Consider the following 15,154-nt stretch of genomic DNA (forward strand, 5'->3'; position numbering starts at 1 on the left):
TCAGCCGATCATGGCGCTGCGGCCGCCAGTTTCGGTCTCGCGAACCTTGGTATCGCGCGATTCCAGCATCTCAGCCTTGGAAAGCTCCGCTTCAGCTTCGCCGAGTAATGATTCGGCGGCGCTTCGCTGCTGGGCGAGGTCGCCTTGCGAGTTCCTGAGATTGTCGCGGCGCAGGCGCGCCGCCTTGGCGAAGGTCGGATAGGCGAAATGATTGATATCTGTGATGCCGGCTTTCTTTTCCTCGGCGGTGATCTGAAGCTCCAATTCGACGGCCATGCGCTCGAACTCGGCGATCATCGTGTCGAGCTGCAGCAGCTGGCGCCGCTTCTCATTCACCTGAAATTGCTTCAGCCGAACGAGGTTTTCACGTGACTTCATGATTCGGTACTCCCGGAAACGCACACCCGCACATATCGTCCAAACCACCTGGAAAGGTCCAAGCGCTGCCCGTATCCACCGGCTTTCCCCGCACTATGGGAAACAAAACCCTAAAGTTTTTTGCCGACGGTAACCATTCGTTTACGGGCATTGTTAATCATACGGGTCAGGGCTTAAGGCCGGGTAAAAATTCCGGCCGCCGAAGCGAAGCCGCGTCGATGAGTCCCTGGAGTCACTTAGTCCGGTTTATTAATGTGCTGCATTAGGAATTTTGGTCTGTGATTCGTTATTAGATTCAAGAGGGTGTAGAAAGGGGTTAAAAAATCTGATACCGTATTGGACGGGAAATTAGGTTTTGTTAACCATTCGATGGCAGCCTCTGCACAAGGCAACCACTGCTCCGGGACAGGACGGGTCGTGAAATGGTCCGGCGGCAGAAAAGGGGAATGAAATGCGTGTTCTGCTGATAGAAGATGACAGTGCAACCGCACAAAGCATCGAGCTGATGCTGAAATCGGAAAGTTTCAACGTCTATACGACAGACCTCGGCGAAGAGGGTGTCGATCTGGGCAAGCTCTACGACTACGACATCATCCTTCTCGATCTCAACCTGCCGGACATGTCCGGCTACGAGGTCTTGAGAACGCTTCGCCTCTCCAAGGTAAAGACGCCCATCCTCATCCTCTCCGGCATGGCCGGCATCGAGGACAAGGTACGCGGCCTCGGCTTCGGCGCCGACGACTACATGACCAAGCCGTTCCACAAGGACGAGCTGGTGGCGCGCATCCACGCCATCGTGCGCCGCTCGAAGGGACACGCCCAGTCGGTCATCACCACCGGTGACCTGGTGGTCAACCTCGACGCCAAGACCGTCGAAGTCGGCGGCCAGCGCGTGCACCTCACCGGCAAGGAATACCAGATGCTGGAGCTGCTCTCGCTGCGCAAGGGCACCACGCTCACCAAGGAAATGTTCCTCAACCACCTCTATGGCGGCATGGACGAGCCGGAATTGAAGATCATCGACGTCTTCATCTGCAAGCTGCGCAAGAAGCTCGACGCCGCGTCCGGGGGCCAGAACTACATCGAGACTGTCTGGGGCCGCGGCTATGTGCTGCGCGAACCGGAAGATATCCGCGTCAGCGCCTGAGCGCAGTCGGCAACGCACTTCTAAAAAACCCGGCTTGGCCGGGTTTTTTTGCATTGTGGAGCAATTATTTGTTTTTGTGCGACACGACAGACCACCGCGCGGTTTGCCTGGAACAGCTTCCGTTCAGGCAGCGATTTTCAAGGCGCGAAAACGTTCGAGCAGTTGCGGGCGATTGAAGGGCTTCAACAGATAGCCCTGGGCGCCGGCGCGCTTGGCTCGCATGATCGACGCGATATCGAGTTCGACCAGCGAGATCAGGATCTGCGGCCGGATCGGGCTTTCCATGGCGCGCACGCGCCGGATGAGGTCGACCGCCTGCATATCCGGCAAGGCGCCGTCGATGACGATGATGTCGGGCATGTCGGCGGCGCACATCTCCAGTGCGTCAAGCCCGCTGGCCGCCTCGATGACCATCATGTCGGAACCGCCCAGGATGCGTTTTGCAACCTTCCTGATGACGCTTGAATCGTCGACGAACATGCAGCGTTTCATTTCCGCGTCCTCTTTGCCCTTGGGCGATCCGGTCGTGCGGGGCATCTACGGCGCAGCCTAGACCGATCTGGTAAAGAAGCCGAAAAGCCGTTAGGTAAAATTTTTGCAAAGAAACCGTTCGGCGGGTTTTTCCTTGCGGATGCTTCGGTGTCGACGAGCGGGCAAAGATCATCGCGCCGCGATTGTGGCGTCAATGAAATATTTCAGACTGAAATACTTCGTTTGGTCGCGCTGCCGGCGCCGACTTTCAGGCCACTGAGAGGACGATTTCTTCAGGCGTCGCGTGAATCGAAATCGTCATGTTGGCCTCGCGGGCCAACAGCAGCGTGTAATAAGGTTGCACCGAATGCGCGTCGATCGGCTCTTCCGGCTTGTGGCCGGAGTGCAGTTCGAGGAATTTCGGCGGCACACGCAGCATCGGCCCGCTTGCCGAAAGCGAAAAACGCGGCTCGGTTTCGAGATTCTCGAGCGTCACGACCAGCTTGCCGCCGCGCGGAATGGCGGCGTTGGCGACCAGCAGCAGGTTGAGCAGCAGCTTGACCTTGTTCTTGGGCAGCAGCGCACGGGTTCCATTCCAGACCAATTCCGGCTTTTCGTTCTTGAGGAAGGCGATGGCGACGGCCTCGGCATCTCCGGTGTCGATCATCATGCCCGCCGAGCCGGCCGCGCCAAAGGCGATGCGGGCGAACTGCAAACGCGCCGAAGCGTTTTTTGCACTCTGACGGATGAGCCGCATGGCGTCTTCGTCGGCGCCGCCCTCGTCGAGCAGTTCAAGCCCGTTGTTGATCGCGCCGACCGGCGAGATGATGTCGTGGCAGACGCGGCTGCATAAAAGTGCCGCCAGGTCGGGAGCGGTAAGGGTGAACAGATCGGCCATCGGCGAAATCCCTGCAAAATCTTCCATTTGACGGCCGAGCGATCGATCTTCGCGCCTGCCCACACGAATCACGCTTCAACCCAAGGCTTTCTGAATACACAGCGCCCGTGCGTGCAGCAACAAATCCAAAATTGCCGTCATGGCATATGGCGCGTTCACGCAGGCTGCGTGTCCGCTCGAGCGGCCAAGAGCCTTCGAACCGCCATCTTCATGTGGGAGTTTAATGGTTGAAAAAGGATTACGGCATAGTTTGCCCCTAACAGTCATCCTTAACGGCCGCCTAAAGAGCCGTACGGATGCGAGGCGTCGGCGAAAGTGCTTCATGACGGAGATTGGAAGCATGTTTTCCCGAATCTATGACCGGAGTTTTCTCCGTGTCCTCTCAATGGCGATCGCGCTCATGGGCGTTCTCGTCTTCTCGACATCGCCCCTGCGGGCGCAGGAGTACACCGCTCAGGAGATTGTCGATTCCGGCCACAAGTTCTTCGGCGCGACGTCGGGCGGGTTGGCCACCGTCGTGGAGAAGATTTTCGCCTCCTACGGTCTGCCCAATGGCTACCTGCTTGGGGAGGAGGGATCCGGTGCGCTGATCGGCGGCCTGACCTATGGCGAAGGCACGCTCTACACCAAGAATGCCGGCGATCACAAAGTGTTCTGGCAAGGCCCGTCGCTGGGCTGGGATTTCGGCGGCGAGGGGTCACGCGTGATGATGCTGGTCTACAATCTCGACGATGTCGGCAACCTCTACAATCGCTATGGCGGCGTCGCCGGTTCGGCCTATGTGGTGGCGGGTGTCGGCTTCAACGTGCTGAAGAACAACAATGTGCTGCTGGTGCCGATCCGTACCGGCGTCGGCGCCCGGCTCGGCGTCAATCTGGGCTACCTGAAACTGACCGAGCGGGCGACCTGGAATCCGTTCTGATCCGGCCGATATGAGCGAATCACGGACGGTTCGACCGGATTCCTCAACCGACGACCCGAATGGGCCGCGGCAAGCCCTTGCCGCGGTGCCGGATTTCCGCCATGCCAAGATGGCACGGTCCAGCCTTCCAAGTTGTCGTCGATAACGGGTAGTCCTTTGGTTCAGTCGGTCCTGTTCTTTGCCCTCGGCTTTCTCTGTGCCGGCTTTCTGGCGCTGATGGTGGCTCCCGCCGTCTGGCGGCGTGCCGTCGCACTGACCCGCAGGCGCATCGAGGCCTCCATTCCGCTGACGCAAGCCGAGATCCAGGCCGACAAGGACCGGATCCGGGCCGAATACGCCATGACGACGCGGCGCCTCGAAATCAACGTCAAGACGCTGCGCGAGAAGGCGGCCGAACAACTCGTCGAGATCAATCGCGGCCGCGAGGCGCTGAAGGCGCTGGCGGTCGAGCGCACGGACAAGGACCACGCGCTCGCCGAACTCGGCGCCAAGAACGAAGCGCTTCGACAGCGCGAAGAGGAACTACATCAGCTTTCGGAGCGGCTCAAGGAAACCGAACGAAAGCTGGAAAGGCGGGCGCTCGATCTCGAGAAGCTGGAGCACATGTATGACGACGCCAGTTTTGCCTCCAGCAGCCGCCAGATCGAACTCGTGGCCCGCGAATCCGAATTGCAGAAGCTTGCCAGCGATATCTTGCTGCTGCGCGGCCAGCGCAAGGAAGCGGATCGGCGCAGCCAGGAGATCATGGCCGAAAGCAAGGCCGCGCGCGATGCCCTGAAGGCCGAGAAGAAAAGGGCCGCTGAACTCGACAAGAAGGTCCAGCGGCTGCTCGCAACGCTCGCCGACCGTGAGGACAAGCTTGATCGGCGGGAAAAGGAATTGGCGCGGTTGCGGGAAAAATCGAAAACCGAGGACGGCGCACCGGCCCTGCGGCTGGTCGGCAAGCCAGATGAGCCGGCCCGGCACGAGGAGGCCGGCAAGCGCGACGATTTGGACCGGGCGATTGCCAAGCTTGACGGCGACCGCGAACGGCTGGAGGCCAGGCTGACGGCGCTGGCGCGCGAGAACAAGCGCCTCAAGGCGGATCTCGGCGCCGCGGCATCGTCGGGTTTGACGAACGGCAATGGTGCCGCGCTGCGCGAGCAGATGAATGAGCTGGCGGCGGAGGTGGTCCACCTGACGGCCAAGCTCGAAGGCCCCGATTCACCAATCGCCAAGGCGCTCGCCGCGCCGCAGGACAATCGCTCTGCCGGCAACGACCGCAGCCTCGCCGATCGCGTGCGCGCCTTGCAGAAAGCAGAAGCCAACTGACGCCGTGCAGGCTGACGCTTTCGCCGTGTCCTGGCTCACATGATCGTCAGCGCGAGAAATGATGCAGGGCAATGGCCGAGGCGGCACCGACGTTCAAGCTGTCGAAGCCCTTCGACATGGTGATCCGCACGGTTTGCAGGCGGGCAAGCAGGCTTTCGGGCAGGCCTTCGCCCTCGGTGCCGAGATAGAGTGCCAGCCGCTCGCCGCGCCGTGCATCGCGTATGTCGATCCGGCCGCGCGGTGACAATGCGAACTGGTCATAGCCCCGGCGGTCGAGCTCCGCGGTGAAGCCCGCGGTGTCGGTGAAGGACGCAAAAGGGATCTTGAGCGCGGCGCCGACCGAAACCCGGATCGCCTTGCGGTACAGCGGATCACAGCATGTCCCGTCCATCAGCACCGCATTGGCGCCGAAAGCGGCGGCGTTGCGGAAGATCGAACCCATATTGTCGTGGTTGGCGATGCCGACAGGCACGACGATCAGGGCTTGAGCGGGCAAGGCATCCAGCAATGACCCGGCCGGATGCGGCGTCTCCTTGCGGCCGATGGCCAGGATGCCGCGGTGCATGTGGAATCCGGCAATCGCGTCCATCACCCCGCTGGCGACGACGTAGACCGGCAGGTCCGCTTGCGCCTTGCGCAGCACCTCCTCCAGGCCGCCAAGCCGGTTTTCCAGGATCAGGATGGATTCGGCGGTGAAGCGGCTCGACGACAAAAGCAGGTCGAGCACCACTTTGCCCTCGGCGACGAAGCGGCCTTGCCGGCCCGCCAGATCGCGCTCACGAATATCGAGATAGGCTGCGACGCGCGGATCGCGTGGATCGTCGATGCGAATTGGGTCCATGTCCCGCTCAACAATCGAAAGCGCGGTCCGTGGGCCGGGAAAGACACACCAACCGCGCTCCGGAAATCGTCAGCGAGGTAAACGACCGCGGCAGCGTCCGGTCAAGTCCCGGCGCGGCGCAACCTCTGCGCCATTTGGGACAGATCCTCCTTGCCGCCGCCGAAAATGCCTTCCAGCATGGCGAGCAGTTCGCGCACGGCATCGGATTTGCAGGAATAGTAGATCATCTGGCGATCGCGGCGGGTGTCCACGAGGTCCAGCGCCCGCAACTTGGCCAAATGCTGCGAGAGGGCGGATTGGCTAAGCATCACCTTTTCGGCGATGGCGCCGACCGACATTTCGCCGTCGATCAGATAGCTCATGATCAACAGCCGTTTTTCGTTGCCCATCAGCATCAGAAATTCGGCAGCTGATTCGGCGTTGGCGATTAGCTTTGTCGAGACCATTGATGCCCCATGCTGTTTGCTCATCGAGGCGCCATGGGGGCAATGGCGCCTGAATCCATAAATTCACGTGTGAAGGTGCCGACGAGTCAGCACCACACCTAAAGCCTAGAACATTTCTTTCAAATCTCAAGCGTTGCTTTTGATCAAATGCAATTTAATCTCGCTTTGCGCCTAGGATGCCGCCCTGGCGGCCCTCGCCATTTCAACCAGAACGGGACGCAATTCCTGCGAATTTGCCAGTGGTTGTGGGAAGAATACCCGGCAAACATCGTCCCCGGACACCAGATCCATGCCATCGGCGTCCAGCCCGGCGATGCTCCAGCCAGCACCTGGCGCCTTGGCAAAATGATGGGCGTAGTTGGCGATCGCGTCGAGATGGTGCGCATTCATGTGCTCGACGGCTGACTGTTCGCTCGCCGCGAGCTCTTCGACAATCGGCCCGGCGGTGACCAGATCGGCCCGGTCGAGCAGATAGGCCTTGCCGAAGCCGCCGTTGAGACTGGCGCGCTGCGGCTCGAGGCGAAAGATTGAGAAGTCGCCGAGCCCGGCATAGAGGCTCGCCTTGGGATTGCGGTTGAGATAGCGGCGCGCGGCGCGAGCTTGGGCCTGCGAGCCGCGCTCCAGCCGCGAGGCCTGGCAGGCCAGCGTCAGCCGCGGATGCGCCAGCGGATCGCCTTTGCCGGGCTCCCCGAGCAGAAGGGAACAGCGCGGATCGGCAAGCAGGGCCGACGTGTGCGCCGCGAGCATCGACACCAGGATGAGCGGTGCGCCGTCAATGTCGGTGGCGACGCCGACCCGGCTCGCCAGCGGCGCCCCGGTCCCCGGTTCCAGCACCGCCAGGGCGCCGAAACGGGCACTGCGCAGAAGCGTTTTCGCCAGGCGGATCGCCTCGGCGTCGGTCTCGCGGATGACACCCTTCTTTCGATCGTCCAAGGTTTCTCGCCCTCCCAAGTTGATTTCCTATTCCACTTGTCAGCCGATGATGCCGGACTTGGCAAGGGGAGGTGCCCGCGCAAACCGCTTCGCAGCTTGGGGCGACACGCCTTACTTCGGCGCCATGCGGATGGCGCCGTCGAGGCGGATGGTCTCGCCGTTCAGCATCTGGTTTTCGACGATGTGCAGGGCAAGCGCGGCATATTCGGATGGTTCGCCGAGGCGCGACGGGAAAGGCACGGCGGCGCCCAGCGAATCCTGCACCTCCTGCGGCATGCCGGCCATCATCGGCGTCTTGAAGATGCCGGGCGCGATGGTGCAGACCCGAATGCCGGATCGGGCGAGATCGCGCGCCACCGGCAGCGTCATGCCGACGACACCGCCCTTCGAAGCCGAATAGGCCGCCTGGCCGATCTGGCCGTCATAGGCGGCGACCGAAGCGGTGTTGACGATGACGCCGCGCTCGCCGCCCCGCAGCGGCTCGAGTTTCGCGGCGCGGTCGGCGACCAGGCGGATCATGTTGAACGTGCCGATCAGATTGACCTCGATCACCCTGCGGTACTGGTCGAGCGGATGCGGTCCATCCTTGCCGATCGTCTTCACGCCGATGGCGATGCCGGCGCAATTGACCAGGATGCGCGGCTCGCCCAGCTTGGCGGCAGCCTCGGCCAGGGCGGCGACGGCACTGTCGGCACTCGCGACGTCGCACTGGACGGCGATGCCGCCGATCTCGGCCGCGACCTTGGCCGCGCGCTCGATGCCGACATCGAAGATGGCAACGTTGGCTCCCTTGGCGGCAAGCGCACGAGCGGTTGCCTCGCCAAGGCCGGAGCCGCCGCCGGTCACGATTGCTATCTGGCCGCTGGGATTCATGGCGTCATCCTTCCCGTGAGAATGGGCTTGCTATCAAACAGGGACGGATCAGGCCCGGATTGAAAGGCCGGGTCAAGCCATCGCCTAGACGTGCTCGGCGGCCCTGGCCTGGCTGGCGTGACCGACCTCGCCGGAAAGCCTGGCAACCGCGCCGGGCGTGATCTCGTGCGACAAAAGGCGGTCGAGGTCGACAGGCCTAGGCATCGAAATCTGACCACGGGGGATGCGCTTGAAGCCGAGCGGCCCGTAATAAGGTTCGTCGCCAACCAGGATGACGGCCGGCGCGCCAGCCTTGGCGGCCGCCTCCAGCGCGATCGCTACCAGCCGGCGGCCGATGCCGAGGTTCTTGAAGGCCGGCCGTACCGCGAGTGGCCCAAGCATCAGCGCCCGGCCGGCCCCCGCCGCTATGCGGGTCATGCGCACCGAGGCGACGACGAGGTCGCCGTCGACCGCGACAAAGGACAGGGCGCGCTCGTGGCCGCCGGCCTCGCGGATCTTGTAGGCGGCCAGCACGAAACGGCCGGGGCCGAAGGCCTCGTCGTTAATGGCTTCGATTTGAGGGTCATGCGCCGGAGTTTCCGGCAGGTATTTCACGTCGGCAAGGCTCATGGTCTTTGCGTTCCGGTAGAGGAGGAAAGGTTGCTGCAAACGGCAGCATTCGCCAGTCAGCGCTTCATCAAGCGCGGGCGCCCTTTCGTCGTCGGTCAAACCGGATCAAAGCAAAGTCGAACATGCGGAGTGTCCGCTAGCATCAATTTTGCGCCGCCGCAATCGACCCGTTCGCTGGCACTACCGATTGACGATCTGTTCAGCCCTGGATGCTTTCCGCCTTGCCGCATCGCGCCCTACATGACGGGAAACCCGAAAGGACAATTCATGGGATTGCTCGTCGACGGCAAATGGCAGGATCGCTGGTACGACACGAAGAACAGTGGCGGCAAGTTCGTGCGGGCGCAGTCGCAATGGCGCGACTGGATCACGCACGACGGCAAACCCGCCGAAGGCCGCAGCCGCGGCTTCAAGGCGGAGCCCGGCCGCTATCACCTTTACATCTCACTCGCCTGTCCCTGGGCGCACCGGACGCTGATTTTTCGCACGCTGAAGAGGCTGGAAGGCATCATCTCCGTCTCGGTGGTTCACCATTTCATGGGCGCGGACGGTTGGACGTTTCTCGCCGAGGACGGCGCCACCGGCGACACGCTCTATGGTCTCGACTTCCTGCACCAGATCTACACCAAGGCCGATCCTGCCTATTCAGGCCGGGTGACGGTGCCGGTGCTGTGGGACAAGAAGGAACAGACGATCGTCTCCAACGAATCCTCCGAGATCATCCGGATGCTCAATTCGGCCTTCGACGAATGGGGCGACGCCAGCTTCGACTTCTACCCCGAGGCCTTGCGCGGCGAGATCGACGTGATCAACGGGCTGGTCTATCCCGCCGTCAACAATGGCGTCTATCGAGCCGGTTTCGCCACCACGCAAGCGGCCTATGAGGAGGCGTTCGGCGCGCTGTTTTCGGCGCTCGATACTCTGGAACATCGCCTTTCCAGGCAGCGCTACCTAGTGGGTGATCGCATCACCGAGGCCGACTGGCGGCTGTTCACCACCCTGGTGCGCTTTGACCCGGTCTATGTCGGACACTTCAAGTGCAACCTGCGCCGCATCGCCGACTATTCGAACCTGTCGAACTATCTGCGCGACCTCTATAGCGTGCCTGGCGTCGCCGGGACCGTGAACCTGCGCCACATCAAGGCGCATTATTACGGCAGCCACGAGACCATCAACCCGACCCGGATCGTGCCGGTCGGGCCGACGCTCGACTATGGCGCGCCGCATGATCGGGCGCGGTTCGGAAGGGCTGCTGCCTGACTACCAATAGGGCGATGCTGGCACGTTGGCGAAAATTTCGGCGATCCGCCGCAGCGTTGCCGGCGTCGTGCCCTCCGGCAGGCGATTGAGCGGGAAAAAGCCGGCCTCGGCGATTTCATGGTCTGGCAGTTTCGGTGCGGTGCGGCTGAAATGCTCGACGAGGTAGAAGCCGACATGGTCGCGCCGGCTGGCACGGCGGTTGAAATGCATCGATTTGAGAATCGGCGCGTCCGTGATCTGGATGTTGCCTTCCTCGTAAAGTTCGCGCGCCAGCGCTTCGGCCATCGTCTCGCCGACCTCGACGCCGCCGCCGGGAAGCTGCCAACCGGGCACATAGGTATGGCGGATGAGGAAGACGGAATTGGTGGCGGCATCGTGGATCAGGCCGCGCACACCGAGCGTCATTGGCCGCCGCAGCACGAAATAGAGATGGAACAGCCGCGCCCTCAAACCCGCCCAGCCGGTCTGGCGGAACGGAGCCTCCTCGTCGCTCGCCATCAGTAGCGAAACCGTGGGTGGAAAGGGGCGCGCACGTCGCCTATGAAGGAGGGATGTTCAGGCTCGCGCATATTTCCGATGTCCATCTGGGGCCGCTGCCCGATGTATCCTATCGCGATCTCGCCTCCAAGCGCGTGCTCGGTTATGTCAACTGGCAGCGCAACCGCCGCCGCCACATGCACGACGCCGTCATCGACGCCATCGTCGCCGATATCAAGGCGCAAAATCCGGACCATCTCGCCGTCACCGGCGACCTCGTCAACCTGGCCCTCGACGGTGAGATCGAGATGGCGAAACACTGGCTCGAGACGCTGGGGCCACCGCATGTGGTGTCGGTGGTGCCGGGAAACCATGACGCCTATGTGCCCGGCGCATTCGACAAGGTCTGCCGGTCGTGGGCGGCGTGGATGAGCGGAGACGGTGTCAACACGCCGGTCGACCGCAATGCCTTCCCCTATCTGCGCGTGCGCGGCAATGTCGCGCTGATCGGGGTTTCGACGGCGCGCGCCACGGCGCCCTTCATGGCCAATGGTTTTTTCATGGAGGGGCAGGCGGCTCGGCTCGGCAAGATACTCGAGAGCACGGCGAAGCAAGGGCTGTTCCGCGCGATCATGATCCATCATCCGCCCCTGCGGGGCGCCGTCTCCCAGCACAAGCGGCTGTTCGGCATCGCCCGCTTCCACAAAATCGTCCGCCGCCATGGCGCGGAGCTTGTGCTGCACGGCCATTCGCATCTGCCGTCGCTGTTCCAGATTGGGCTTCGCGGTGCAAAGATCCCGGTCGTCGGGGTCGCCGCCGCCGGCCAGGCGCCGGGCGGCAATCACCCGGCAGCACAGTACAATCTGTTCGACATCGACGGCGAAAAGGGTAACTGGCGTATCCACCTGACGCGGCGCGGTCTGACCGGACCGTCAATACCGCCTTCCGATCTGCAGAGCCTGGAACTCGGGGTCGAGCCCGGCGAGGCTATGGCCGCCAGTTGAGAACCATGGCCGAGATGCGGTCCCACAGCAGCGCGGCCGACACCGCCAGACCAACCAGCGCGCCGGCGGCGACCAGCCCAAGCCCGGACAGGAAGGCCGACCAGCCCTTGCCTTGCGTCGATGCTCGCAGCGGTGGCTCGGCTTCCGCGACCTCGGCGCGTTTCATGCCGGCGACCGCCGGCTCGACGCCACCTTCCATCATCCTCTGGCGCTCGACGATGCGCTCGGCCACATAACGCGTCACGGAATCGGCGACCGGCTTCATCTCGGTCGACTCGGCAAGCACGACCCGGCCAATGCGTGTATCCTTGAGGAAGCGGTAGGTGCGACGGTCGCGTCCCATCGCGACATGGCTGACGGCGTCGATCCACAGGCGCGGCTGCAGCCCCGAGGAGACGACAAAGTCGAAATTGTCCATGTCGGCTGGAACGTCGGCGAAGACGGGCGCGAGGTCCGCGGCCAGCAGGTCCAGGCGCATGCGGTGCGCCTCGCGCATGTCGACGACGACATCGTCGCGGTCAGCGAAGGCATTCTTCACATCACGGATGGCATCGGACAGTTTCTTTGACGGATCGATCTTCTCGCCTGCGTCCTTCATCGGCGTGGCCTCGCGGGTTTGGTTAACAGGCAGTTAACACAGCCGAAGGCAAAATGCACTCGCGAGATCAAGACGGCAAGGCGCCCGCTTGGTGCCGCGCGGGACGTCTCAGCCGGTCGCAGCGAGTTTCGGGCGCAAGGGCCTGGCGCGGCGGTTCGTGTTGCGCTGGATGATCGCGGCGACCAGATCGGGCGCCTCCTCGATCAGCATATGGCCAGCCTCCAGCACGTGGTGCACGTGAAATCGCGCGGGCAGACCATCCATTTGGGTAACGGGTAGCATCGGGTCATTGCTCCCCCATACCACCATCACCGGCATGGTCAGTGTGTCCAACCGGTCGTGCGGGATGACGCCCTGGCGGTCGTCGCTGGTCATGGCGGCAGCAATCTCGATGAGTTTCTCCACCTGGCCGGGTCGCTCGCGCATGTCGCGAAGGGTATCCACGGTGCGGTCGACGGCGCGCGTCAGCGGTCCCGACATCGCGCTTAGGCACGCGCGGATGTCGGAGGGATCCCATGAGGCGGCAAAGCGGCGCAACAGCGGGCCGTTGATCTCGGGGCCGAAGCCGCCCGGCGCCAGAAGTGTCAGCGAGGCCACCCTCTCGGGTTCGGCCAGTGCCATCAGCGTCGCCACCGCGCCGCCCATCGAGTGGCCCACCAGATGAACGCGCTTCACCGATCGCGCGGCGAGATCGGTCAGGACGGCCCTTGCCGCCACCTTGGCCGGGCCGGCGCCGGGGAAATCGAGCGACAGCCCGTGCCCCGGCAAGTCATAAGCGAGTGTGCGCACCGCAGGCGACAGCGACGGGATCACTTCGTGCCAGACACCGTGGCAGCCGCCAAAACCATGCAGCAGGACGATGGCCTTCGAGCCAGCACCCTGTTCGGTGGCGTGAAGCGATGCGATCATTGAAATGTGAAAGCTTATTACGGGACGGGAAGATTACGGGACGGGAAGATGGGAATGCGGCTGGATTGCTCCTTGTCCAGCACGATGGCCAGTAAAATTTTCGCGACGACTGGCGTTTGCGCTCTCTCGACCTTGCGAAGTCGCCTGACAAAGCCGACAAATCCGTCGTATCGGGGGTTTGCCACCTGCTTTCGGCGGCCAACAATTCGGTTGGTCCAAACAACCGTTGGTGGGACGTCAGCTCGCGTTGCCGAGGCCCGCCGCGCGCAGAGCCCCAACCAGCCGCTCGGTCAGATCGGGCGGATATTTCCGGTCGATGAAGGTCGCGCGCGGATCGGCGGTGAATTTCGGAAATTTGGCGGTTAGCTCGTCGAGCAGCTTGCGCGCCAGATTGTCCTGGCCGGCGATCTTGGCACCGATCAGCCGGGCTGCAAGATAGTGCGATTTGGTTGCGGTTGTTCTCAAAGAGGAACTGGCGATGGCGGCCTTGTTCGTGTCGCCAAGCATGAGTTCGCCGGCGAAAAGTCCGAAATCCCACCATGTCGGATGACCGCTGGAGGCGTCCACCGCCTGGGCCAGGATCGGCGTCCCCTCGGCATACCTGCCAGCGAAAATCAACCCATAGCCGTAAGCTGCGGCCATGGCGAGATCGTAGGGATTGAGGTCATAGGCCTTGCGCATCCAGCGCAGCGCCTCGTCAGCGTTGCCAAGACGCGAATTGATGTAGCCGTAGGAGCGATGCGCATAAGGACTGGTCGGTCCCATCTGCACGGCGCGATGGGCAAATGTCATCGCCTTCTCGATCGTGGCATCCGGCGGATAGGCGTAGTGGTCGTTCACGGCCTCCAGGTGCAGCGAAGCGAGTTCCGAGTAGACCAGCGGTGACTTGGCGCCGCGTTCGGCGAGGGTTTCGAGGCAGCGATAGGCGGCCTCGTGGGTCCGGGCGTTCTGGTCGAGATAATATTTGTCGTTGAGCGTCAGGCATTGCGTGAGGACGGTCTGAATGCCGCTCTGTTCGATATAGCTGTAGATCGTGCCGGAAGCGGGAAGAGCGGACGTCAAGATGCCGGCTATACGGTTCTCGACGGCGGTCGGTGCGCTGTCGGCGGCGGTCAGGTTGCGCGACAAAAGCACCCGTCCGGTCGCCACGCTCTGCAGTTCAATCGTGATTTCGCCCGTATCCGGCCCAGGCAGAATATCGAAGATGAAGCTTGTGGCATTGGTGGCCGGATCGGTCGTGGCGACCGCGTCGCGACCGATGAAGTCGATCGTATCGAAACCGCTCAGGCCGGCGCGCAGCGATGCGGCGACACGGCTGGCATCCGTGCCACTGGCCTTGACGGCGATGTAGACGAGCGGCAAGGCCTCGCTGGCGGGAGACGGCTCGATGCTGCCGGTGAGGCCTGCGGTCTCGAGCGTGGCCGCAAGGTCGCCGCCTGCCAGCAGCGCACCGCTGCCCTGACGCAGGATCAGAACACCAAGCATGGCGATGACGACGGCGATCGCCATCCAGAAGAATCTGAGGTGACGTGCCACCGACGGCGCCGGCGCAACCATCGGTGCCAGTAAGGCAGGGGCCGCAATGGCACTCTCGGCAGTGCCGCGTTGCGCCGATGGAGCCGCCGCCGCTCCCGTCTGGATGGCGAGTTCGGCCGTCTCAGGCAAGCGGATCGCATTGAGCTCGTAGGCCGGGACATAGCCGCCGCGCGGAATGGCTATGCGGACAGGCTCGGCAACACCTTCATTGGCGAAATATTGCTGCAGCAAGTCGCGCAGCCGGCCGGCCTGAACCCGCACCACCGCATCGGTCGAAGGATCGAAATCGCCGTCCTTGCCGAAGACATCCATGGCGATGGAAAAGCCCTTGAGCCTGTCGGCTTCGCCTGCCTGTTCGCGCTCGACAAGATAACGCAACAGCTTGCGTGCCCGTTCGGATCTTCCGAACGTTTCGCTGGCAAGCAGTCGCTCCAATGTTTCGCGCACTGCGGGGGCGGCAGGCGTGGCATGCTGCAAGTGTCGATCCTCTCGAAGTCGGCACAGGTTAAGGCACGGATCATATAATGCCCGCACCGCCATA

At 62.8% G+C, this 15,154-nt stretch carries 17 protein-coding genes; 5 read left to right on the top strand and 12 right to left on the bottom strand.

Features of this window, described 5'->3' with window-relative positions; genetic code table 11:
- The gene (locus tag FJ543_RS12860) at nucleotides 1-378 is read right to left on the bottom strand and encodes a flagellar export protein FliJ (protein ID WP_015315994.1); all 378 of its coding nucleotides are present in this window, start codon (nucleotides 376-378) and stop codon (nucleotides 1-3) included.
- A gap of 451 nt (nucleotides 379-829) precedes the next feature.
- Here FJ543_RS12860 and ctrA point away from each other — a divergent pair, with 451 nt between their 5' ends.
- On the top strand, nucleotides 830-1,525 hold the full coding sequence (gene ctrA / locus FJ543_RS12865) for a cell cycle two-component system response regulator CtrA (RefSeq protein ID WP_006203583.1): 696 nt from the start codon (nucleotides 830-832) through the stop codon (nucleotides 1,523-1,525).
- A 123-nt stretch (nucleotides 1,526-1,648) separates the two neighbouring features.
- On the opposite strand, the gene FJ543_RS12870 is transcribed toward ctrA, so the two are convergent.
- Nucleotides 1,649-2,017, bottom strand: a complete 369-nt coding sequence (locus FJ543_RS12870) for a response regulator (protein WP_015315995.1) — start codon at nucleotides 2,015-2,017, stop codon at nucleotides 1,649-1,651.
- 247 nt (nucleotides 2,018-2,264) lie between these two features.
- The gene (locus FJ543_RS12875) at nucleotides 2,265-2,894 is read right to left on the bottom strand and encodes a histidine phosphotransferase family protein (protein ID WP_015315996.1); all 630 of its coding nucleotides are present in this window, start codon (nucleotides 2,892-2,894) and stop codon (nucleotides 2,265-2,267) included.
- A 385-nt stretch (nucleotides 2,895-3,279) separates the two neighbouring features.
- On the opposite strand from FJ543_RS12875, the gene FJ543_RS12880 reads away from it, so the two are divergent.
- Together FJ543_RS12880 and FJ543_RS12885 are read left to right on the top strand one after the other, a co-directional pair.
- Nucleotides 3,280-3,816, top strand: coding sequence for an EipA family protein (locus FJ543_RS12880; protein ID WP_224530344.1), 537 nt, complete (start codon nucleotides 3,280-3,282; stop codon nucleotides 3,814-3,816).
- Nucleotides 3,817-3,972: 156 nt separating this feature from the next.
- A complete protein-coding gene (locus FJ543_RS12885) occupies nucleotides 3,973-5,127 on the top strand; it encodes a hypothetical protein (RefSeq protein ID WP_140875330.1) in 1,155 nt (384 codons plus the stop codon).
- Nucleotides 5,128-5,173: 46 nt separating this feature from the next.
- Here FJ543_RS12885 and FJ543_RS12890 read toward each other — a convergent pair whose 3' ends face one another.
- The 5 genes from FJ543_RS12890 to FJ543_RS12910 all read right to left on the bottom strand — a co-directional run bounded on the left by FJ543_RS12890 (nucleotide 5,174) and on the right by FJ543_RS12910 (nucleotide 8,829).
- The gene (locus FJ543_RS12890) at nucleotides 5,174-5,968 is read right to left on the bottom strand and encodes an RNA methyltransferase (protein WP_140875332.1); all 795 of its coding nucleotides are present in this window, start codon (nucleotides 5,966-5,968) and stop codon (nucleotides 5,174-5,176) included.
- 101 nt (nucleotides 5,969-6,069) lie between these two features.
- Complete coding sequence (locus FJ543_RS12895) at nucleotides 6,070-6,414, bottom strand: metalloregulator ArsR/SmtB family transcription factor (protein WP_015316000.1); 345 nt, start codon at nucleotides 6,412-6,414, stop codon at nucleotides 6,070-6,072.
- Nucleotides 6,415-6,585: 171 nt separating this feature from the next.
- Nucleotides 6,586-7,347: a HugZ family protein gene (locus FJ543_RS12900; protein ID WP_140875334.1), complete on the bottom strand. Its 762-nt coding sequence runs from the start codon at nucleotides 7,345-7,347 to the stop codon at nucleotides 6,586-6,588.
- A gap of 111 nt (nucleotides 7,348-7,458) precedes the next feature.
- Nucleotides 7,459-8,220: a 3-hydroxyacyl-CoA dehydrogenase gene (locus FJ543_RS12905; protein ID WP_015316002.1), complete on the bottom strand. Its 762-nt coding sequence runs from the start codon at nucleotides 8,218-8,220 to the stop codon at nucleotides 7,459-7,461.
- Between the two features lie 84 nt (nucleotides 8,221-8,304).
- A complete protein-coding gene (locus tag FJ543_RS12910) occupies nucleotides 8,305-8,829 on the bottom strand; it encodes an N-acetyltransferase (protein WP_015316003.1) in 525 nt (174 codons plus the stop codon).
- A 267-nt stretch (nucleotides 8,830-9,096) separates the two neighbouring features.
- Between FJ543_RS12910 and FJ543_RS12915 the strand changes: the two genes are divergently transcribed.
- Entirely contained in the window at nucleotides 9,097-10,089 is a 993-nt protein-coding gene (locus FJ543_RS12915) for a glutathione S-transferase family protein (RefSeq protein WP_140875336.1), read from the top strand.
- Here the strand turns inward: FJ543_RS12915 and FJ543_RS12920 are convergent, their stop codons facing one another.
- On the bottom strand, nucleotides 10,090-10,587 hold the full coding sequence (locus tag FJ543_RS12920) for an NUDIX domain-containing protein (protein WP_140721592.1): 498 nt from the start codon (nucleotides 10,585-10,587) through the stop codon (nucleotides 10,090-10,092). It lies immediately after the preceding gene.
- Nucleotides 10,588-10,640: 53 nt separating this feature from the next.
- Between FJ543_RS12920 and FJ543_RS12925 the strand changes: the two genes are divergently transcribed.
- Entirely contained in the window at nucleotides 10,641-11,570 is a 930-nt protein-coding gene (locus FJ543_RS12925) for a metallophosphoesterase (protein ID WP_140875338.1), read from the top strand.
- Here the strand turns inward: FJ543_RS12925 and FJ543_RS12930 are convergent.
- The 3 genes from FJ543_RS12930 to FJ543_RS12940 form a co-directional block, all read right to left on the bottom strand.
- Nucleotides 11,554-12,168, bottom strand: a complete 615-nt coding sequence (locus tag FJ543_RS12930) for a hypothetical protein (protein ID WP_140823183.1) — start codon at nucleotides 12,166-12,168, stop codon at nucleotides 11,554-11,556. The two genes, FJ543_RS12925 and FJ543_RS12930, sit on opposite strands and share 17 nt — an antisense overlap.
- Nucleotides 12,169-12,276: 108 nt before the next feature.
- Nucleotides 12,277-13,077 (bottom strand): alpha/beta fold hydrolase, encoded by an 801-nt coding sequence (locus FJ543_RS12935; protein ID WP_140875340.1) that lies wholly within the window; start codon nucleotides 13,075-13,077, stop codon nucleotides 12,277-12,279.
- 237 nt (nucleotides 13,078-13,314) lie between these two features.
- Nucleotides 13,315-15,090: a hypothetical protein gene (locus FJ543_RS12940; RefSeq protein WP_140617646.1), complete on the bottom strand. Its 1,776-nt coding sequence runs from the start codon at nucleotides 15,088-15,090 to the stop codon at nucleotides 13,315-13,317.
- Nucleotides 15,091-15,154: the final 64 nt, after the last annotated feature.

Origin of the sequence: Mesorhizobium sp. B2-5-7 (assembly GCF_006440875.1) — a bacterium.
In the GTDB taxonomy this organism is placed as follows: domain Bacteria; phylum Pseudomonadota; class Alphaproteobacteria; order Rhizobiales; family Rhizobiaceae; genus Mesorhizobium; species Mesorhizobium australicum.